Origin of the sequence: Amycolatopsis sp. NPDC051373, from assembly GCF_040689465.1 — a bacterium.
Classification (GTDB): Bacteria; Actinomycetota; Actinomycetes; order Mycobacteriales; family Pseudonocardiaceae; genus Amycolatopsis.
The window spans coordinates 16,025-34,963 of the sequence record NZ_JBFBAE010000049.1; the positions used below are offsets into that span (position 1 = coordinate 16,025).

The 18,939-nt window shown below is 70.9% G+C and carries 22 protein-coding genes and 1 pseudogene; 14 read left to right on the top strand and 9 right to left on the bottom strand.

The features are described 5' to 3' along the window. Nucleotides 1–105 precede the first annotated feature (105 nt). On the top strand, nt 106–978 hold the full coding sequence (locus tag AB0383_RS48300; RefSeq protein ID WP_364186611.1) for a YceI family protein: 873 nt from the start codon (nt 106–108) through the stop codon (nt 976–978). 24 nt (nt 979–1,002) lie between these two features. Here AB0383_RS48300 and dapE read toward each other — a convergent pair whose 3' ends face one another. After that, a complete protein-coding gene (gene dapE, locus AB0383_RS48305) occupies nt 1,003–2,076 on the bottom strand; it encodes a succinyl-diaminopimelate desuccinylase (protein WP_366191296.1) in 1,074 nt (357 codons plus the stop codon). A gap of 43 nt (nt 2,077–2,119) precedes the next feature. Here dapE and AB0383_RS48310 point away from each other — a divergent pair, with 43 nt between their 5' ends. From AB0383_RS48310 to AB0383_RS48320, 3 genes are all read left to right on the top strand, one after another. Continuing rightward, on the top strand, nt 2,120–2,566 hold the full coding sequence (locus AB0383_RS48310) for a hypothetical protein (protein WP_364186617.1): 447 nt from the start codon (nt 2,120–2,122) through the stop codon (nt 2,564–2,566). A 28-nt stretch (nt 2,567–2,594) separates the two neighbouring features. After that, the gene (gene dapD / locus AB0383_RS48315; protein ID WP_366191298.1) at nt 2,595–3,575 is read left to right on the top strand and encodes a 2,3,4,5-tetrahydropyridine-2,6-dicarboxylate N-succinyltransferase; all 981 of its coding nucleotides are present in this window, start codon (nt 2,595–2,597) and stop codon (nt 3,573–3,575) included. A gap of 124 nt (nt 3,576–3,699) precedes the next feature. Beyond that, nucleotides 3,700–4,668 carry a CHAD domain-containing protein gene (locus AB0383_RS48320; RefSeq protein WP_366191300.1) on the top strand — a complete coding sequence of 323 codons (969 nt, stop codon included), beginning with the start codon at nt 3,700–3,702 and terminating at the stop codon, nt 4,666–4,668. Between the two features lie 15 nt (nt 4,669–4,683). Here AB0383_RS48320 and AB0383_RS48325 read toward each other — a convergent pair whose 3' ends face one another. Continuing rightward, entirely contained in the window at nt 4,684–6,108 is a 1,425-nt protein-coding gene (locus AB0383_RS48325; protein ID WP_366191302.1) for an FAD-dependent monooxygenase, read from the bottom strand. Between the two features lie 81 nt (nt 6,109–6,189). Here AB0383_RS48325 and AB0383_RS48330 point away from each other — a divergent pair, with 81 nt between their 5' ends. Next, the gene (locus tag AB0383_RS48330; protein ID WP_364186625.1) at nt 6,190–6,810 is read left to right on the top strand and encodes a TetR/AcrR family transcriptional regulator; all 621 of its coding nucleotides are present in this window, start codon (nt 6,190–6,192) and stop codon (nt 6,808–6,810) included. A gap of 31 nt (nt 6,811–6,841) precedes the next feature. Here the strand turns inward: AB0383_RS48330 and dapC are convergent, their stop codons facing one another. From dapC to AB0383_RS48345, 3 genes are all read right to left on the bottom strand, one after another. Then, nucleotides 6,842–7,933, bottom strand: coding sequence for a succinyldiaminopimelate transaminase (gene dapC / locus AB0383_RS48335; RefSeq protein WP_366191305.1), 1,092 nt, complete (start codon nt 7,931–7,933; stop codon nt 6,842–6,844). After that, nucleotides 7,930–8,250, bottom strand: a complete 321-nt coding sequence (fdxA, locus tag AB0383_RS48340) for a ferredoxin (RefSeq protein ID WP_220246384.1) — start codon at nt 8,248–8,250, stop codon at nt 7,930–7,932. The genes dapC and fdxA overlap by 4 nt, the downstream gene beginning before the upstream one ends. A gap of 119 nt (nt 8,251–8,369) precedes the next feature. Then, the gene (locus AB0383_RS48345) at nt 8,370–8,546 is read right to left on the bottom strand and encodes a hypothetical protein (protein WP_364186630.1); all 177 of its coding nucleotides are present in this window, start codon (nt 8,544–8,546) and stop codon (nt 8,370–8,372) included. 74 nt (nt 8,547–8,620) lie between these two features. Between AB0383_RS48345 and AB0383_RS48350 the strand changes: the two are divergent. The 7 genes and pseudogenes from AB0383_RS48350 to AB0383_RS48380 all read left to right on the top strand — a co-directional run bounded on the left by AB0383_RS48350 (nt 8,621) and on the right by AB0383_RS48380 (nt 13,464). After that, nucleotides 8,621–9,354: pseudogene (locus AB0383_RS48350) on the top strand (GNAT family N-acetyltransferase). Beyond that, a complete protein-coding gene (gene cofD / locus AB0383_RS48355; protein ID WP_366191308.1) occupies nt 9,351–10,349 on the top strand; it encodes a 2-phospho-L-lactate transferase in 999 nt (332 codons plus the stop codon). The pseudogene AB0383_RS48350 and the gene cofD overlap by 4 nt, the downstream one beginning before the upstream one ends. Next, nucleotides 10,342–11,703, top strand: coding sequence for a coenzyme F420-0:L-glutamate ligase (locus tag AB0383_RS48360; RefSeq protein ID WP_366191310.1), 1,362 nt, complete (start codon nt 10,342–10,344; stop codon nt 11,701–11,703). The genes cofD and AB0383_RS48360 overlap by 8 nt, the downstream gene beginning before the upstream one ends. Further along, a complete protein-coding gene (locus AB0383_RS48365; protein WP_364186642.1) occupies nt 11,700–12,236 on the top strand; it encodes an NUDIX hydrolase in 537 nt (178 codons plus the stop codon). The genes AB0383_RS48360 and AB0383_RS48365 overlap by 4 nt, the downstream gene beginning before the upstream one ends. A 10-nt stretch (nt 12,237–12,246) precedes the next feature. After that, nucleotides 12,247–12,393 carry a hypothetical protein gene (locus tag AB0383_RS48370; RefSeq protein ID WP_364186645.1) on the top strand — a complete coding sequence of 49 codons (147 nt, stop codon included), beginning with the start codon at nt 12,247–12,249 and terminating at the stop codon, nt 12,391–12,393. Between the two features lie 13 nt (nt 12,394–12,406). Next, nucleotides 12,407–12,760, top strand: a complete 354-nt coding sequence (locus tag AB0383_RS48375) for a GntR family transcriptional regulator (RefSeq protein WP_364186648.1) — start codon at nt 12,407–12,409, stop codon at nt 12,758–12,760. 311 nt (nt 12,761–13,071) lie between these two features. Next, the gene (locus AB0383_RS48380) at nt 13,072–13,464 is read left to right on the top strand and encodes a hypothetical protein (RefSeq protein ID WP_364186651.1); all 393 of its coding nucleotides are present in this window, start codon (nt 13,072–13,074) and stop codon (nt 13,462–13,464) included. A gap of 1 nt (nt 13,465) precedes the next feature. Here AB0383_RS48380 and AB0383_RS48385 read toward each other — a convergent pair whose 3' ends face one another. Beyond that, nucleotides 13,466–14,359, bottom strand: a complete 894-nt coding sequence (locus AB0383_RS48385; RefSeq protein WP_364186797.1) for a DNA-3-methyladenine glycosylase 2 family protein — start codon at nt 14,357–14,359, stop codon at nt 13,466–13,468. After that, complete coding sequence (locus AB0383_RS48390; RefSeq protein ID WP_366191314.1) at nt 14,359–15,438, bottom strand: NDP-sugar synthase; 1,080 nt, start codon at nt 15,436–15,438, stop codon at nt 14,359–14,361. Before AB0383_RS48390 ends, AB0383_RS48385 begins: the two co-directional genes overlap by 1 nt. A 140-nt stretch (nt 15,439–15,578) precedes the next feature. Here AB0383_RS48390 and AB0383_RS48395 point away from each other — a divergent pair, with 140 nt between their 5' ends. Next, nucleotides 15,579–15,986 (top strand): hypothetical protein, encoded by a 408-nt coding sequence (locus AB0383_RS48395; protein ID WP_364186654.1) that lies wholly within the window; start codon nt 15,579–15,581, stop codon nt 15,984–15,986. Here AB0383_RS48395 and AB0383_RS48400 read toward each other — a convergent pair whose 3' ends face one another. Continuing rightward, a complete protein-coding gene (locus AB0383_RS48400; RefSeq protein WP_366191316.1) occupies nt 15,987–16,844 on the bottom strand; it encodes a glycosyltransferase family 2 protein in 858 nt (285 codons plus the stop codon). A gap of 88 nt (nt 16,845–16,932) precedes the next feature. Here AB0383_RS48400 and AB0383_RS48405 point away from each other — a divergent pair, with 88 nt between their 5' ends. Next, nucleotides 16,933–17,466 carry a hypothetical protein gene (locus tag AB0383_RS48405; RefSeq protein ID WP_366191318.1) on the top strand — a complete coding sequence of 178 codons (534 nt, stop codon included), beginning with the start codon at nt 16,933–16,935 and terminating at the stop codon, nt 17,464–17,466. A gap of 114 nt (nt 17,467–17,580) precedes the next feature. Here the strand turns inward: AB0383_RS48405 and AB0383_RS48410 are convergent, their stop codons facing one another. Next, nucleotides 17,581–18,711, bottom strand: coding sequence for a glycosyltransferase family 1 protein (locus tag AB0383_RS48410; RefSeq protein ID WP_364186800.1), 1,131 nt, complete (start codon nt 18,709–18,711; stop codon nt 17,581–17,583). Between the last annotated feature and the right edge of the window lie 228 nt (nt 18,712–18,939).

The window sequence follows — 18,939 nt, forward strand, 5'->3', positions numbered from 1 at the left end:
TCCGGCGCCGGGGCCTGAAACACCAGGCCCGGCGCCGGAACCGCTACCGGGATTCCGCTGTGGCCCAGGGCTTGTCGTTGACGTCGCTGATAACGTGCCCCGACAATGTCGAGCAGAGGAGACAACGTGTTCGGGCGCAAGCGAAGCAACGGACAGCGTGGCGGGCCCGTGACGTTCAACGCCGATGCCGGGCTCCTCAGCGTGCGGGTCGGTGACGAGAACGGCCGCCCGCTCCCGGGCACGCAGATGGTGATGCTGCACAAGCGCACCCAGCGTCAGACGAAGGCCGTCGCGGACGAGTTCGGCCTGGCAGTGAGCACCTTGTCGGCCGGGACATACGCGGTGTCCGTGAGCGCGAGCGGCTACCAGGCGCAAAACAGCACCGTCGAGGTCGTGAGCGGCGACCACACCTCGCTCGCGGACCTGCGGCTCGTGCCGGACGACAACCGTCAGCTCCCGGACCCGGGCGAATGGGTGCTCGACCCCGACCACACGGCCATCCGGTTCATCGCGCGGCACATCGGGCTGTGTGAGGTCCACGGCCGGTTCCGCAGCTTCCAGGGCAGCATCGTCGTCGGCAAGCAGATCGAGGACTCCACCGTCGAGGTCGTGATCGACGCCGCGAGCATCGACACCTCGGCCGACAAGCGCGACGACCACCTGCGGTCCCCGGACTTCCTCGACGTGCGCCGCTTCCCGCAGATCCGTTTCCACGGGCACCGGTTCCGCCGCGCGCCCGGCGACCGCTGGAGCATCGACGGCACGCTCAACCTGCACGGAGCCAGCCGCGGCGTGCGGCTGGACGCCGGCTACCTGGGCCTGCGGACGTGGAACGGCGACCGGCTCGGCGCCGTCGCGACGACCGAGCTGCACCGCGAGGACTTCACGATCAACTGGCAGCAGACGCTGGCCAAAGGCCTGGTCATGGTCGGCTCGACGATCGAGATCAAGCTCGACATCCAGGCCGTTCGCGCTTAGCCATCCTGGCGCGGCGGCCGGCCGTCAGCTCAGGAACTTGCGCAGGACGTCGGCCACCTGGCGGATCTCCGCCACGTGCACGTGTTCCTGCTGTGTGTGCGCGAGGCTCGGGTTGCCGGGGCCGAAGTTGACGGCCGGCATGCCCAGCGCCGCGAAGCGCGCGACGTCGGTCCAGCCGAGCTTGGCGGCGGCGCGGCCACCGGCGGCGGCCACGAGCTCGGCAGCCGCCGGGGCCGAAAGACCGGGCAGCGCGCCCGGCGAGAGGTCCGTGAGCGTGACGTCGTAGCCGTCGAAGACCTCGCGCACGTGGGCTTCGGCCTGCGCGGGGTTGCGGTCCGGGGCGAAGCGGAAGTTGACCGTGAGCACGGCGGCGTCGGGCACGACGTTGCCGGCCACGCCGCCGGAGATCTTCGTGGCCTGCAGGCCTTCGCGGTAGGTGAGGCCGTCGATGTCGACCACGCGCGGCGCGTATTCGGCGAGCCGGCGCAAGGGCTCGGCCAGCGCGTGGATCGCGTTCTCGCCCATCCACGCGCGGGCGGTGTGCGCGCGGGTCCCGCGCGTGCGGATCTCGACGCGCAGCGTGCCCTGGCAGCCGGCCTCGATCGTGCCGTTGGAGGGCTCGCCGACCACGGCCAGGTCGCCGGCCAGCCACTCGGGCAGCTCACGTTCGATGCGGCCGAGGCCGTTCTTGACCGCTTCGACCTCTTCGTTGTCGTAGAAGACGAAGGTGATGTCGTGCTTCGGTTCGGGCAGCGTGGCGGCGAGGTGCAGGAACACCGCGTCGCCGCCCTTCATGTCGACGGAGCCGAGGCCGTGGAGCAGCTCGTCGTCGCCGGAACCGGTGCGGTGTGACGGGAGGTTGGCGTTCTCCGGCACGGTGTCGAGGTGCCCGGCGAGGATCACGCGCGAGCCGCGGCCGAGGTTCGTGCGCGCGAGCACCGCGTCGCCGTTGCGGACCACCTCGAGGTGCGGCGCCTGCTGGGTGAGCGCGGCCTGCACGGCGTCGGCGAGCCGGCCCTCCTCGCCGGAGACGCTGAACGCGTCGACGAGGGCGGCGGTGAGGTCGGCGGGGTCGGCGCGCAGGTCCAGCGAGGTCATACCGGCACCGTACCGACCCGGTGCGAGGGCTACCGTGAGGGACGTGCGCACGCGAAGCTCCCTGGTCGCTCTCGGCGGCGTCCTGCTGACCCTGGTCCTGACCGGCTGCGGCTCCGAGGCGGGCCCCACGCCCGGCCCGAACCCCGGCTCGCCAGGCCCGGACGCCCTGCCGATCAAGCTCGACGCGCTGTCCGCCGACGCCTGCTACACGAGCCCGCAGACGCAGCTGCCGAAGGGCTGCGAGAAGTTCGTCACGGAGGTCGGCGGCACGGCCGCGTCGGTGCACGCGCGCGCGGCGGCCGGCAAGACCGTCGACGTCGCGCTCGACCACGCGGCGGCCGCGCTCGACCAGGGCGTGAGCGCGTTCCGCGGGGCGGGCTGCACCACCGTGCCCACCGCGGGCGGCGCCTGCACGCAGGCGCTGATCACCATCTCGGGCGCGCTCACGTCGGTGAAGAAACTCGTGAACCAGCAGGCCACCACGGGTTGAGGCGCGTCACTCGACTACCGTGACCGGCGTGAGCGAGCAGACCCCTGACCCCGAAACGACCGGCGCCGTCGGCGTCGGGCTGGCCACCGTCGCGTCCGACGGGACGGTGCTGGACACCTGGTACCCGCACCCGAAGCTGACCGGCACCGGCTCCAGTGGCACCGAGCGGCTGTCGGCCGCCGAGACCAGCGAGCTGCTCGGCGACGCCGCGGCGGCGCTGCTCGGACCCGACACCGACCGCGGTGTCGAGGTCGTCGCGGTGCGCGTGACGATCGGCAGCCTGGCCACGGCCCCGGCCGACGCGTACGACACCTACCTGCGGCTGCACCTGCTGTCGCACCGGCTCGTGCAGCCCCACGGGCAGAACCTCGACGGCATCTTCGGCAAGCTGGCCAACGTCGTGTGGACGAGCCATGGCCCGTGCCCCGTCGAGGGTTTCGAGCAGACCCGGCTGCGGCTGCGCATCCGCGGCACGGTGACCGTGTACGGCGTGGACAAGTTCCCGCGGATGGTCGACTACGTGCTGCCCACGGGCGTGCGCATCGCCGACGCCGACCGCGTGCGCTTGGGCGCGCACCTCGCCTCCGGCACGACCGTGATGCACGAGGGCTTCGTGAACTTCAACGCCGGCACGCTCGGCGCGTCGATGGTCGAGGGCCGCATCTCGGCGGGCGTGGTCGTGGGCGACGGCAGCGACGTCGGCGGCGGCGCGTCGATCATGGGCACGCTCTCGGGCGGTGGCAAGGAGGTCATCGGGATCGGCGAGCGCTGCCTGATCGGCGCCAACGGCGGCGTCGGGATCTCCCTCGGCGACGACTCCGTGATCGAGGCCGGGCTCTACATCACGGCCGGCACGAAGGTCGTCGTCGACGGCAAGACCGTGAAGGCGCGGGAGATCTCGGGTATTTCGGGAGCCCTGTTCCGGCGGAACTCGGCGACGGGTGCGGTGGAAGTCGTCTCGCGCACCGGCGTCGGGATCGAGCTGAACGAAGCGCTGCACGCGAACTGATCGTCTTCCGGCTGATCCGTTTACCCTGATCCTCTGCGAAAAAGGGCGCGCTCCACCAGGGGCACGCCCTTTTTCGTCACACGTCACGACCATTCTGCCTGCGGGTTCACCTACCATTCATGTCGTGACCACCGACCCGTTGCCCTCCTCGACCCGCCGCCGCGCACCTGAGCCGACGACCCCGGCCGAGCTCGGCCTGCCCGACGAACCGGCGAAAGCCGGCCCCCGGGATCCGGCGGCCACCCACATCCGGGCCAAGCTGGACCACGAGCTGCGCGAGCTGCTCGCCCGCGAGCCCGGCACCCGCAGTGGCGCGGATCCCGAAGACCTGCACCAGATGCGCGTCGCCCTCCGGCGGATGCGCAGTGTGCTGAAGACCTCCGGAGCGCTCATCGGCGAATCCGCCGAGCCCGTGCGCGTCGAGCTGGGCTGGCTCGGCCAGTCCCTCGGCGAGGTCCGCGACTACGACGTGCTGATCGGCCACCTGCGCGAGGTGATCGCCACCTTCGAGGTCCGCGACCAACCCGCGGGCCGCCGCCTGGTCTCGAAGTTCGTCACCGAACGCGGCGCCGCCCGCCGACGCCTGACGCGCGCCCTGTCGAGCGCCCGCTACGCCGTGCTGCTGCAGAGCATCGCCCAGCTCACGCGCACGCCGGACCACGAGCTCGACCCCACGCCGCTCGGGTCGAACAACCTCGCCACCGATGTCCGCAAGCCCTACCGCCGCCTTTTCAAGGCCGTGCGCGCCCTGCCGCCCGACCCGCCGGACGACGACCTGCACGCGCTGCGCATCTACGGCAAGAAGCTGCGCTACACCGCCGAGTTGGCCCAATCGTCGGCGAAAAACAAGCAGGCCGCCGCCCTCACCGACCTGGTCAAGGCGGCCCGCAAACTCCAAACCGTCCTCGGCGACCACCAGGACGCGGTGATCGCGGCGGAGAAGGTGCGCTCCGTCCTGCCCGGCGCCGACAGCGAGATCGGCTTCATCGCGGGCCGGATTGCCGAGCACGAGCTACTGAAGCGCACCGAGGCCCGGGCGGCTTGGCCGGCGGTGTGGACCCGGATCGACAAAGCGGCACACGCGGCTCTCTGACCGGACACAGCCAGGTCATTCAGCCGTGATCGACCAGACGTAACCGTCCGGCCGGATCAGGACCCGGCGGCCCGCTGCGGCCTCGTAAGCCGCGTACGCGTGCCCGCCGACGTCCACCAGGTCCGGGCCCGAAGCCACCGACCCGGCAGGCAGGATCCGGTATCCCGGGGCGCCTGAATCCACCACACCCGAACCGAAAACCAGCTCCGTGGCGTGCGGCCCCCGGAACAGCTCGAACAGCCGCACCGACTTTCCGTTCGCATCCACCAGCGGCGCATCCGGAGCCCGGTCTCCCGCCCGAAGCGAGCCGGCACCAGCGCCGGCCAACGGCCCACCCCGGTACCCGACATCCAACTGCTGCGTCTCCGACCCCCGCCGATGCGCGTCCTCGTCCCCGTCGGTGTACTTCTCCAGCAAAGCCGTCGAAACCCCCAGCACCCGCGCCGCGACCGCGCGCCGCTCGGGCTCGTAGCTGTCCAGCAAGTCGGCAGACCCGGAGGCCAGCTTCCACCCCAGGTTGTACGCGTCCTGGACGCCGGTGTTCAGCCCCTGCCCGCCCGTCGGCGGGTGCACGTGCGCGGCGTCCCCAGCCAGGAACACCCGCCCGACGCGAAAGGAAGCAGCCAGGCGGATGTTCGGCCGCCACACGGTCGACCAAGCCAGGCCGAACAGCCGGATCCCCCCGCCCGACACGGAGTCCAGCCGCGCCTGCAACGCCGGCAGCGAAGTCTCCACCGCCAGATCCCCATCCCCCAGCGGCGCTCCGAACTGGAAGTGCGGCGTACCGGCGAGCGGCGTGAACGCCACCCCGCTCATCGGCGACGAAGCCGGCGCGAACCAGTACGACGAGTCGGGCGAAAGCCCCGAAGCCTGGACGTCCCCCAGCAACATCCGGATCGACTCGTCGGTCGTGCCCTCGAACGGAATCCCCAGCGCCTTGCGCACGAAGCTCTTGCCGCCATCGGCGCCGACCAAGTAGGCAGCCTCCACCGTCTCCCCCGTCGACAGCGAAGCCGTCACACCCGAAGAAGACTGCGTGAAGCCCACCAGCCCCACCCCGAGCTCCACCTGCACTCCGAACGCCGACAGCCGCTCCCGCAGGATGCCTTCCGTCTGCGACTGCCCCAGGAACCAGATGTTGGGGTACGGCACCGCGGGCGTCGGCTCGACGGTGTCGCTGATCCAGCGCTCCTGCACGAACTCGCCGTCCAGGTAGACCTTCGTCGGGTACTGCGGCGAGCCCGCGGCCAGCACCGCGTCGAGCACACCCAGGTCCTCGAAAACCTCCAGCGTGCGGGGCTGCAGGCCGTCGCCGCGGGAGCCGTTGAAGAACGCCGACGCCTTGTCGATGAGCCGGACCGCGACATCGCGCCGGGCGAGTTCGATGGCCAGCGTCAGGCCGGTCGGACCCGCTCCCGCGATCAGCACCGTGGTGTCCATGTCCCCTCCAGTGAATTAGAATTCAGTGAATCTGGATTCAGAATGCGCGCTGCTAGCGTTCCTGTCAAGGGAGGTGCCGAGATGACGGCGACGAGCCGCAAGGAGAAGGCCGCCGAGACGGAGACCGCGCTCAAGGAGGCCGCCAAGCGCGTGTTCGCGCGCAAGGGCTACCTGAACACGAAGATCACCGACATCACGGCGGAAGCCGGCCGCGCGGCGGGCTCGTTCTACAACCACTTCGCCGGCAAAGAGGAACTGCTCGAAGCGCTCCTGGGCGACCTGGCGGCGGCGGGCGACGAGGAGGCGGCGTCGGCGGGCCACCTGTCGGACTTCAGCGACCCCGAGGCCGTCCGCTGGCACGTGCGCCAGTACTGGGATTTCTACAAGGCCAACGCGGCCACGATGCAGGCGCTGCGTCAAGCGTCGATGGTCCACGACGGGTTCGCGCGCACGCTCTCGAGCTTCGGCGTCACGCAGGCGGCCGACATCACGGGCCACCTCGAGCGCGTCACGGCCGCCGGTTACGAGCTGCCCGCGTCGACGCAGCTGAGCATCGTGATGATGTACCAGCTGATCGACAACTTCGCGCAGATGTGGCTGAGCGCCCCACCACCCACGGGCTGGGCGGCGCCGAGCGACGACGAGGCCGTCGAGGCGCTCACGAGATTCGTCTACCGGGGCTTCACGGGACGCGATTTCTGAGCGGGCGCATGGAAGTGCGCCTGCTCGGCAATCAGGAGTTCAACCGCTCCGCGGCGGCGTCGATGCGCTCGTCGGTGGCGGTCAGGGCCACGCGCACGTGGTTGCCGCCGGCCGGGCCGTAGAACGTGCCCGGCGCCACGAGGATGCCGCGCTCGGCCAGCCACGCGACGGTGTCCAGCGCCGGTTCCCCGCGAGTGGACCAGAGATAGAGCCCGGCTTCGGAGTGGGAAATCTCGAAACCGTTGTCCTGCAACGCTTTCCGCAACACGAGCCGGCGGCGAAGGTAGCGCTCGCGCTGCGCGGCCACGGCCTCGTCATCGGTCAGGCCGGCCACCATGGCCTCCTGCACCGGACGCGGCACGATCATCCCGGCGTGCTTGCGGATCTCCAGCAGCTGCTTGACCAGCCGGGGATCGCCGGCGATGAAGCCCGCGCGGTAGCTCGCGAGGTTCGCCGACTTCGACAGCGAGTGCACGGCCAGCAGCCCGTCGAGCCGTCCACCGTGGACGGACGGGTGCAGCACCGACACGGGCTCGGCGTCCCAGCCGAGCGAGAGGTAGCACTCGTCCGACGCCACGATCACGTCGCGCTCACGCGCCCACTCCACGACCTTGCGCAGGTGCTCGACCCCGAGCACCTTGCCGGTCGGATTCGACGGCGAGTTGAGCCAGATCATGGCCGGACGCTGCGGACCGAGCTGCGTGAGCCCGTCCGCGCGGATGACGTCGGCACCGGCGAGCAGCGCACCCACCTCGTAGGTCGGGTACGCCAGCTCGGGGATCACGACGGTGTCGCCCTGGCCGAGGCCGAGCAGCCGCGGCAGCCAGGCCACGGCTTCCTTCGACCCGATCGTCGGCAGCACCGCGTCGGGCTCGAGACCCTCGACGCCGTAGCGGCGGCCGAGCGACTCGACCGCGGTGGTCCGCAGCGCGGGCGTGCCGTGGGTGGCCGGGTAGCCCGGGATCTCCGAGACCGACGCCAGCGCGTCGCGGATCCCGGCCGGAACCGGGTCCACGGGCGTGCCGACGGAGAGGTCGACGATGCCACCGGGATGCGCCTGCGCGCGGGCCTTGACCTCGGCGAGCGAATCCCAGGGGAAGTCGGGCAGGGGGCGGGTCGTCATTCGCCCTGCGGGGGCAGCGCCTTGATGAAGGCGGGGTCGTGGCTGGTCTTGCCGACCTTGGAGGCACCGCCGGGCGAGCCCAGCGTGTCGAAGAAGTCGACGTTGGCCTTGGTGTAGTCGGACCAGTTGTCGGGGACGTCGTCCTCGTAGTAGATCGCCTCGACCGGGCAGACCGGTTCGCAGGCGCCGCAGTCGACGCACTCGTCGGGGTGGATGTACAGCATCCGCTCGCCCTCGTAGATGCAGTCCACGGGGCACTCGTCGATACACGCCTTGTCGAGCACGTCGACGCAGGGCTCGGCGATCACGTAGGTCACTGCGTACTCCTGCTTTTCTCTGCTTAGCCAGTCCCTCCGCACATTACGCGCTTCCCGAGGCACCGGTAGTGCTTAGGCAACCCTTAGCCATACCCCTGGTATGGGGCCGAATGTCCCGCTCAGCGGTCCCGGCGGCGGGGCTTCGGGGCGTTGCGTGAGTCGCCGGTGATGGTGAAGCCCGGGCCGGTGGGCTTGGTGTCGCCCTCGCGCTTCTCCTTGAGGGTGCGTTCGAACCCGTCGGCGATCTCGTCGACCAGGTCGTCGTTGTGCCGGTCGTCCCTGCGCGCGTAGCTCATCGGTTCTCCCTGCGGAAATGAGGCCGCGGCCGCGTTGCCGCCTCCGCCACAATCTAACCGTGAACGACTCGGAAATGCTCGAAATCGTGTGTGCGAGGGCCTGGCCCCCGGTGGTCGACGAACCCCTCGGCGAGTGGCGCCTGCGCTGGGCCGACGGCTTCACCGGGCGCGCCAACAGCGCACTCGCCGTGGGCGATCCCGGCCGGAGTTGGCTGTCGCGTTGAAAGCCGTCTGTGACTTCGCCCACGATCGGGGGATCCCCCCGGTCGTCCAGGTGATCCAGGACAGCGACCTCGAGCGCGAGGTGGCCGCCGCCGGATGGCGCGAGTGGACCGACCACGCCGCGGGTTACCAGGTGTCCGTGCTCGTCGGACCGCTGCCGGCCGGGCCCGCGCAGGACGCCGAGGTCCTCGACGAGCCGACCCCGGCGTGGTGGGAACTGGCGGCCGACAGCCCGTCGCCGGGCGCGGCCGAACGGCACGTGCTCAGCACCGGCAAGGTGGGTTACGGCGTGGTTGACGTGGACGCCGTCACCGCCGGAGCTGTGCGCGGTGCCATCGTGGACGGGTGGCTGCACGTGTCGCGCCTGGCCGTGCGGCCGGAGTTCCGCCGGCGCGGGCTCGCGTCGGCGCTGATGTCCGCGCTGGCCGAGTGGGGCCGCGCGCACGGTGCGGAGAGGTGGGTGTTGCAGGTGGCCATAGCTAACGAAGGCGCGTTGACGTTGTATTCCGCGCTCGGCTGTACGGAGCACCACAGGTACCGCTACTGGGGCCCGGGACCCGGCGCGTGCGAGGATCCGCAGTCGTGAAGATCGTCGTACTGGTCGGTGGAGTCGGAGGCGCGCGCTTCCTGCTCGGCGTGAAGACCGCGCTCGGGATGCCCGCGATCGGCGAGTCGGAGAGCCCGTTCCCGCACGAGGTCACGGCGCTGGTGAACACCGGCGACGACGTGTGGATGCACGGCCTGCGCATCTGCCCCGACCTCGACACCTGCATGTACACCCTCGGCGGTGGCATCGACACCGAACGCGGGTGGGGCCACGCGGGCGAGACGTGGGTCGTCAAGGAGGAGCTCGCCGCGTACGGCGCGGAGCCGACGTGGTTCGGGCTGGGCGACAAGGACATCGCGACGCACCTGATCCGCTCGCGGATGCTGCGCGCGGGCTACCCGCTCTCGGCCGTCACCGAGGCGCTGTGCGACCGCTGGCGCCCGGGCGTGCGCCTGCTGCCGATGTCGGACGACCGCGTGGAGACCCACGTCGTGATCGACGACCCGGACCAGCCGGAGCAGCAGAAGGCGATCCACTTCCAGGAGTGGTGGGTGCGCTACCGCGCCGACCGGCCGGCGCACTCGATCGTCTCGGTCGGTGCCGACGAGGCCAAGCCCGGGCCGGGGGTGCTCGAGGCACTGGGCGAAGCCGACCTGGTGCTGTTCGCGCCGTCGAACCCGGTGGTGAGCGTCGGCACGACGCTCGGGGTGCCGGGCGTGCGCGAAGCGCTGCGCAAGTCTCGCGCGAAGGTCGTGGGGATCTCGCCGATCATCGGTGGCAAGGCGCTGCGCGGCATGGCCGACGCGTGCCTCACGGCGATCGGCGTGGAGACCTCCGCCGAGGCCGTGGGCCGGCACTACGGCGCCCGCTCCGACGGCGGGGTGCTGGACGGCTGGCTCGTCGCCGAGGAGGACCCCGACGTGACCGTGCCGGGTGTGGCCGTGCGCGCGGTGCCGCTGCTGATGTCCGATGTGGACGCGACCGCCGCGATGGTGCGAGCGGCCTTCGACGTTGCGGGAGTGTCCGGTGTCTGAGTACAGCAAGCCCGAGTTCAACGACCACGCCTCGGCCAAGGTCGAGATCCTGCCCGTGACCGGGCTGCCCGAGTTCCGTCCGGGAGACGACCTCACCGGCGCCCTCGTCGCGGCCGCGCCGTGGCTGCGGTCAGGCGACGTCGTGGTGGTGACGAGCAAGGTGTTCTCGAAGGTCGAAGGCCGGCTCGTGCGCGTGCCGAGCGACCCCGAGGCCCGCGACGCGGCGCGGCGCGAGCTGATCGACCAGGAGACGGTGCGGGTCGTGGCGCGCGTGGCGCGCACGGTGATCACGGAGAACCCGCTGGGGATCGTTCAGGCGGCTTCGGGGATCGACGCGTCGAACGTGCAGGGCGACGAAGTCGCGCTGCTGCCCGCGGACCCGGACGCCTCGGCGCACGCGCTTCGGGGCGGGCTGCGGGAACGGCTGGGTGTCGAGGTCGCCGTGGTCATCACGGACACGATGGGCCGCGCGTGGCGCATCGGGCAGACCGACGCGGCGATCGGCGCTTCGGGCCTGCGCGTGCTGCACGCGTACGCGGGGCAGGTCGATTCGCAGGGCAACGAGCTGGCTGTCACGGAGATCGCGGTGGCCGACGAGCTCGCGGCCGCCGCGGACCTGGTGAAGGGCAAGCTGGGCGGCCTGCCGGTGGCGGTCGTGCGCGGCCTGCAGCTCACCGACGACGGCTCCACGGCGCGGAACCTGATCCGGCCCGTCGACGAGGATCTGTTCCGCTTGGGTACCAACGAAGCTCTGGCGCAAGGGCGGCGCGAAGCCGTGCCGCACCGGCGTTCCGTGCGCACGTTCTCCGACGCGCCGGTGGATCCGTCGGTGGTTCGGCGGGCGGTCGCGGCGGCGTTGACCGCGCCCGCGCCGCACCACACGCACCCCGTGCGGTTCGTGTGGCTGCGCGACGCCGGGTTGCGCGCGAAGCTGCTGGACGCCATGCGCGAATCGTGGCGCGCTGACCTTTCGAATGATGACTTCACGCCGTCGCAGATCGAGAAACGCTTGTCGCGCGGGGACATTCTGTATCGCGCGCCCGAGGTCGTGATCCCGTTCCTCGTACCCGAAGGCGCTCACACCTACCGCGACCAGCGGCGCAACGACTGCGAGCACACGATGTTCACGGTCGCCGCCGGTGCCGCGGTGCAGGGCCTGCTGGTCGCGTTGGCCGCGGAGGACCTCGGCTCGTGCTGGATCGGGTCGACGATCTTCGCGGCCGACCTCGTGCGGTCGACGCTGGGCCTGGATTCGCGCTGGGAGCCGCTGGGCGCAGTCGCGATCGGGCACCCACTGGAGACGCCGCCCGTGCGTTCACTGGGCGAGCCGGGCGAAGGTCTGGTGGAGCTGTGAACTTGCACTCGGACGCTGTGGAGACGCTCGCGGCTTGGGCCCCTTCGCTCGGCTCGCAGGAATCTCTGCGCCAGGCGTTTCTGGGTTTCCTGGCGACGCGGGACGACACCGTGCAGCGGTCGTGCGAGGCCGGGCACCTCACGGCGTCGGCCGTGGTCCTGGACTCGACGGGTACGCAGGTGCTGCTGACGCTGCACCCGCGCGTGGGCCGCTGGCTGCAGCTGGGCGGGCATTGCGAGCCGTCGGACCCGTCGGTCGGCGCCGCTGCGCTGCGCGAGGCGACGGAGGAGTCGGGCATGACGGGCCTGGAGATCGGCGCGGCACCCGTGCACCTCGACGTCCACCCGATCACGTGCTCCCTCGGCGTGCCGACGCGGCACTTCGACGTGCGCTACGCGGTCCGCGCGCCGGCGGGGGCGTTGCCCGTCCGCAGTGACGAGTCCGACGACCTGCGCTGGTGGCCGGTCGACGCCCTGCCCGCGGGGTCGGAGGATCTGGCCGAACTCGTGAACGCGGCCGTTTCGTCCCGTTAGCATGGCGGGCATGCCCCTGGTGTCTGCCAACCCGCACATCCACACCGGCGACGGCGGTTTCGTGAGCGGCTGGGTGGTGGCCGTGGGGTTCGGAGTGGCGATCGTGCTGGTGGTGGTGGGTGTGATCGTCAGCCTGCGCAGGAAGCGCCGGCGTTAGGGGGTTTTTGACCGTGACCGTGAGCTACGACAGCGCGTCTTCGGTGCCGCCGTTCGAGCAGGTGCGCTCGTCGATCGCCGCGCAGATCAACGACGGCTCCCTCGCCGTCGGCGCCAAGCTCCCCACCGTGCGCGCGCTGGCCTCGGACCTGGGCGTCGCCCCGAACACGGTGGCGCGCGCCTATCGGGAACTCGAGGAAGCCGGCCTGATCGAAACGCGCGGCCGGGCCGGGAGTTTCGTGGGGGCTTCAGGGGATGAGTCGCGTTCGCGGGCTCTCGCGGCGGCTGCGGATTACGCAGCGGTGACGCGGCGGCTGGGGCTGTCGACGAACGAGGCGCTGGCCATCGTGACGGCCGCACTGCGCTGACCGTTTCGGTTTCGTCCGGCCCCTGACGGCCGGTCCCCCTACGATGGCGATGGCCTGTGGCCGGGGAGAGGGGACTTTTCGTGAATGCCATTCAGCCTCGGCATCTCATCATCTCGTTGCTGCCGGCGGGCATCGCAGGCGACTCGTGAACATCAACAATCTCGTCACGCCCATCCTCCTGGTGCCTCTGCTCGTGATCCTTCTTGTCCTGAGCTCACGGTGTGGAGCCGAAGCAACCGCCGTACCCGCCGCAGCAGTCAGGTCAACAACCGCCGTCCGGATTCGGGAACTGAAAAGGAGATTCAGCCGCCGTGTTGCGTTTTGCACTCCCAGCGCTGCTGATCATCGTGCTGGTGGTCATCCTCGTGCTGAAGTTCACCGTGGGGCGGAAGCCGAAGCAGCAGCCTGGCCCGCAGTACCCGCCGCAGCAGCAGTTTCCGCCGCAGCAGTTTCCGCAGCAGCAGCCGATGCAGCCGGGGCAGTACCCGCAGCAGCCGGGATATCCCGGACAACAACCAGGGCAGCAACAGCCAGGGCAATATCCGCAGCAGGGATATCCCACGCAGCAGCAAGGTCAGCCGAACCAGCAAGTCGCGCAGAACTGGCAGCCTTACCCTTCACCGCAGCAGCCAGGTCAGCCCGGCCAGCCAGGTCAGCAACAGCCGAACCAACAGCCGGGCCAGGGTCAGCAGCCGCCACGGTAGGTCACATCGCGCGGTAGTCGCGGAGTTGGATGCGGGGTCCGAAGCGAGGCGCACGGGCCCCGCCGACTTCCAGGTACCGGATCGCGCGCTGGCGTTGCGGGGCGTAGGGCGCGAGGAGTTCGGCCATGGCCTCGTCGTCGATGCGGCGGCCGAGGAGCGTGTGGCCGACCATCGAGGGGATGTTGTAGTCGCCGAAGCTGACCGCGTCCGGGTCGCCCCAGGCGCGCTGGGCGATTTCGGCGGCGGTCCACACGCCGATGCCCGAGACCTTGCGCAGCAGGGCCCGGCCCGCGGAACCCCGTAGCGCCACCGCTTCCTCCAGCCGTGGAGCCACGCGCGCGGCGTTGATCAGCGCCGTCCGGCGTTTGAGGTCCACGCCGATGCGGTGCCAGTTCCAGTCCACAATGGACCGGATCGCGACCGGTGACGGTGGCACGCGCAGCGAAGCGGGCCCCGGGCCGGGCGCGAGCGTGCCGAACCAGCGGCACAGCTCGGCCCACGACCGGATCGCCTCCTTGCCCGAGACCTTCTGCTCCAGCACCGCCAGCACGAGCGAGTCCCACACGCGCCGCGTCGAGCCGAGGCGCAGGCCGGGGGCGTCGTGGCGCGCGCGGGCGACCACGGGGTGGTGCGCGACGAAGCCGGTGTCGTCGTCCTCGGCGCCCAGCAACGCCGGCACACCGTCGAGCAGGAACTCCGCGCCGGGGCCCCACGCGTCGGCCTCGACGACGCCGTCGGGCCGGCGCAGCAGAGCCAGCGTGCCCTCGCCGGACGGCGTGTTGGCGGCCAGCCACCAGACGCCGCGGTCACCGCGGAAGTTCAGCGAACCGCGCCCACGGCTGAGCGGGCCCAGCACCGCGGCCAGGTCCAGGGGGAAGGGCGGTCGCCACTCGATCATGCGTCGCTCGAGAACCGGATGCCGCCCTCGGGCAGGGTGACGCCGGGCCAGACGCGGGCACCGTCGAGGAGTTCGCAGCCCGCGCCGACGGACGCGCCGTCGCCCAGGACCACGCCACGCAGCACGGCGCCCGCCCCGACGAACGCCCCGCGGCCCAGCACCGAACGCTCCACAGTGGCCCCGGCCTCGACCACAGCCTCGTCGAACACGACCGAACCGTCGACGGTCGCACCGTCGCCGATCACGGCCTTCTCGCCGACCGTCGTCCCACCCGTCAGCTGAGCCGACGAAGCCACCGAAGCACCGTCGAGCACCAGCGACTCGCCGGTCGGGCCGGCCAACGCGGACGTCGGCGCGATGCCGCGCACGAGGTCCGCACTGCCGCGCACGAACGCCTCGGGCGTGCCGACGTCGAGCCAGTACGAGGAGTCGACAAAGCCGTGCAGGTGCGCGCCGGCTTCGAGGAGTCCGGGGAACGTCTCGCGCTCCACCGACACGCGCCGGCCCGCCGGGATGGTCTCGACCACTGAGCGGCGGAAGAAGTAGCAACCGGCGTTGATCTGATCGGTCGGCGGGTTGGGTGTCTTCTCGAGGAACGCCTGCACGCGGCCGTGCTCGTCCGTGGGGACGGAGCCGAAGCGGCTCGGGTCGGGCACGCGCTGGAGGTGGAGGGTGACGTCGGCGCCGGTGTCCACATGGGTCTGAAGCTGGTGGCGCAGGTCGGCGCCGGAGAGGATGTCGCCGTTGAAAATGATCGCGTGGTCCGCGCGCAACCTGTCGTACACGTTGCGGATCGCGCCGCCGGTGTCGAGCGGCTCGTCCTCGACCACGTACTCGAGCTCGAGGCCGAGGGCCGCCCCGTCGCCGAAGTACTCCTCGAAGACTTCGGCGCGGTAGGACGTGCCGAGCACGACGTGGCGGATCCCGGCCGCACGAATTCGCGAGAACAGGTGACTCAAGTAGGGGGTGCCGGCCGTCGGCAACATCGGCTTCGGCGCGGACAGGGTGAGCGGCCGCAGGCGGGTGCCCTTGCCCCCGACCAGCACGACGGCGTCGACCTCGAGCTCGGACGTCACAGAAAACTCCTCTTGTATCACGCACCGCTGAGCGACAAGCCGCGGGAAACGCTGACGGTTGCGCCCCCGAGGGCCTACCCTAGACAGGAAACAGGTGGGCCTTTCCCCAGAGGCCCCGGGTCAGTCGGGAGGCCGAGGGGATGGACCCCCGCGATCGCGCGGACGCTTTGCTCGCACGCGCACGTTCCCGCGGCGCCTTCGTGGTGACGCCGGACAACATGACATCGCCGATGGACGCCTCCAACACGCAGCAGATCCCGAGATCCGTGGTCTCGGAGCTCGACCAGCAGGATCCCGACACGACGACGCAGCTGCCGGCGTCGTTGATCGCGGAGAACGACGAGCACCCGCTGGCGAAGCCGAACACGACCACGCCGCTGGAGGTGCCGGCCGCGCAGGTGACCACGCCGCTGGTGGCGCGCCCGCAGGCCGCGCCCGTGCCGAGTCCCCTGCGGGAGCCCGCCGAGGAAGAGCTGACCGGGCTGGTGCCGACGATCAAGCAGAGCAGCGGCCGGTCGAACCTCTCACGGCGTCTCGACGGGCTGTGATCACGCGCCCTCGAGCTTGACGCGAATGGCCAGCCCGAGCTTCACCGCCGCTAGCAAGGGCTTCCACAGCACGCCCTGGTGCCGGTCGGCGAGGTAGCGGTAGGCGCTGGCGTGGTGCGCGCGCAGCATCTTCTTCGACACGCGCGCCGTCGACACGCCGCCGATGTGCATCACGCTCGACGAGGGGGCGTAGACGTTCAGCCAGCCGGCCTTCGCCAGGCGGTCGCCGAGGTCGACGTCTTCGAAGTACATGAAGTAGCGCGTGTCGAAGCCGCCGACCGAGTCGAACGCCTCGCGCCGGAACAGCTGGCACGAACCGCTCAGCCACTCGGACGTGCGCTCCTGCGGTGTGGCGTTCTCCTGGCGGTACTGGCGCGTCCACGGGTTGCCCGGCCAGACCTTCGCGAAGACGGCGTGCCCGATCCCCCGCCCGAACGACGGCAGAAGACGGGCGGACGGGTAGACGGTCCCGTCGAGGTCGTGGATCAACGGCCCGAACGCACCCCCACGCGGCCACCGCTTCGCGACCTCGAGGAGCGCGTCCAGCGACCCCGGCTCCCACTCCAGGTCGGGGTTGACCACGACGACCCACCCGTAGCTGTCGTCGAGCGCCGCCACGCCGCGGTTGGCGGCAGTGCCGTAGCCGACGTTCTCGCCGATGCTGACCAGCTGGACGTTCCCGCGCTCCGCCGCCTTCTCGGGCCCACCGTCCGTGGACGCGTTGTCCGCGACCACCACGCGGACGTCCCGGTCGGTCGCCTTTTCCAGCGTGTCGAGGAACTTCTCGAGCATGTCGCCGGGAAAGTAGGTCACGGTCACGACGGCCAGATTGTCGCCGTAGCTGCGCTGCTCAGTCACGGCACCCATTGTCCCCCGCTCACACACGGCTACGGCCATGCATCGACCCCGTCACCGAGGGTGATTTCCGTCGGGCGAGAATGTGCGGATGTCCGCGCACGCTTTCGTCGATGAATCGGCCCGCAACCGGCAGTTCCTGCTGTGCGTCACGCTTGTCGAGCCCGCCCATCTGCGTCCGACACGGCGCGCGTTGACGGAGCTGCTCCTCCGTGGCGCGCGGGAGCTGCATTTCAAGAAGGAGAAGGAGGCTCGTCGAAGACAACTCATCGATCAGATGGCCAAGATGTCGGTCTCTGTTCGCATGTACACGGGATCGTGCTCACCCAAGACCGAAGAGGCAGTGCGGCAGCAATGCCTGCGTCAGATGGCCGAGGACCTGCTGGCGGTCGGCGCACACCGGCTGGTGCTGGACACGCGCAACGAGCGAGATGCGCACGACCACCGGACACTTTGGCAAACGCTGGGCTCACGACCGTCGAAAACCGAGCTGACGTACGAGCACCTCGACTCGACGCTGGAACCGATCCTGTGGATCTCAGACGCGGTCGCCTGGTGCTTCGGCGCCGGCGGCGGCTGGGCGCAACGCGTCGCAGGGCTCATAGATGCGCACATCAAGCTCTGAACAGGCGAAAAGCCTGTGAGACGACCGTCCGGACGCATCACAGGCTCTCATACTCAGTCCTACGAGGACCTCGCGCGATCATGGTAGCAGAACATGGCAGAACATGGCAGCCGGTCAGTGCATTCGGCGATGCCGGTCCCAAGCCTTCGCGTACGCCTCCCGATGACGCTCCGCCGTCGTCGCCCAGGAGAAGTCCTTGGCGCGCTGCTGGGCGGCCGCCGACAGGAAGGCGCGGCGGGACGGGTCGGCGAGGAGCTCGGTGATCGCGGCGGCCACGTCGCCCGCGCCGACGCCGCAGTAGGCGACGGCGTCGCCGCCGACTTCCGGTAGCGACAAGCGGCGGGTGGTGAGGACGGCGGCGCCGCAGGCCATGGCTTCGAGCACGGGCAGGCCGAAGCCCTCGCCCAGGGACGGGTAGGCGACCAGTTCGGCGCCGCCCAGGAAGCCCGCGAGAGTCCCGAAGGGCAGGTACCCGGCGCGGATCACGCGCAGGCGGTGAGGCACGGCGTCGAGGGCGCGTTCGACTTGCGTGTCCCAGCCCGGCTGGCCGGCGAGCACCAGAGCGGGGGCGTCGCGCTCGCCCGACATCGCGCGGGCGTAGCCGCGGATCAAGGCCGGCACGTTTTTGCGCGGCTCGAGCGCCCCGAGGAACGCGATGTACGGCGTCCGCCTGATGCCGACGGCCGCGCGAGCCGCGGCGATCTCCTCGGGGGACGGCGGGTGAAAACGTTCCGTGTCCACGCCGTGGTGGATGATTTCCAGTTCCGCGTGCCGAACGGGAGTCACGCGGCCCAGCTCCAGCGCCGTCGCCTGGCTCGGGACGACGCACAGCGTCGCACGGCGCAGCGCGGCCACGGTCCACGCGCGGAAGAACCGCGCCTTCACCGACGAGTGCAGCACGGGGTCGGTGAAGAACGTCGCGTCGTGCAGCGTCACGACCGAAGCCGCGCCGCTCGCGAGGGGCATCGTGTAGTGCGGCGAGTGGACGACGTCGGCCGCCAGCCGTCGCACGAGCCGCGGCAATGTCGTCTGTTCCCAGGTCAGACGGGCCGTGCGGGTGGACGTCGCGGGCGACGCGGGCACCACGCGCGCGCCGGGGGCGAGCCGGTCGTACAGCGACAGGTCACGGGGCTGGCACACGACCGTCAGCCGCGCACCGTCCTGGTCCAACGCCGCGACGAGCGAGTCCACGTACCGGCCGACGCCACCCCGATCCGCGGGCACCGCGGTCGCGTCGATCAACACACGGGGATCACCGGTCACGTGAGCAGAGTACGGCGATCACCCAGCGCGCAGGTGAGGAACCGACGAACTGCGTCATCTGCCTCGGCTCCGCCGAGGCGGCGAGATCGCCGCAAGCCGGCTTCCCTCCCGTTTTGGGGGGGGGCCGGGGGGGCGCGGGAACCGGAGGGGCCAAACCCGGGGCGGGGCCGCGGCGCGCCCCGTGGCGGGGGCCGCGCCCCGCCGGGCCGG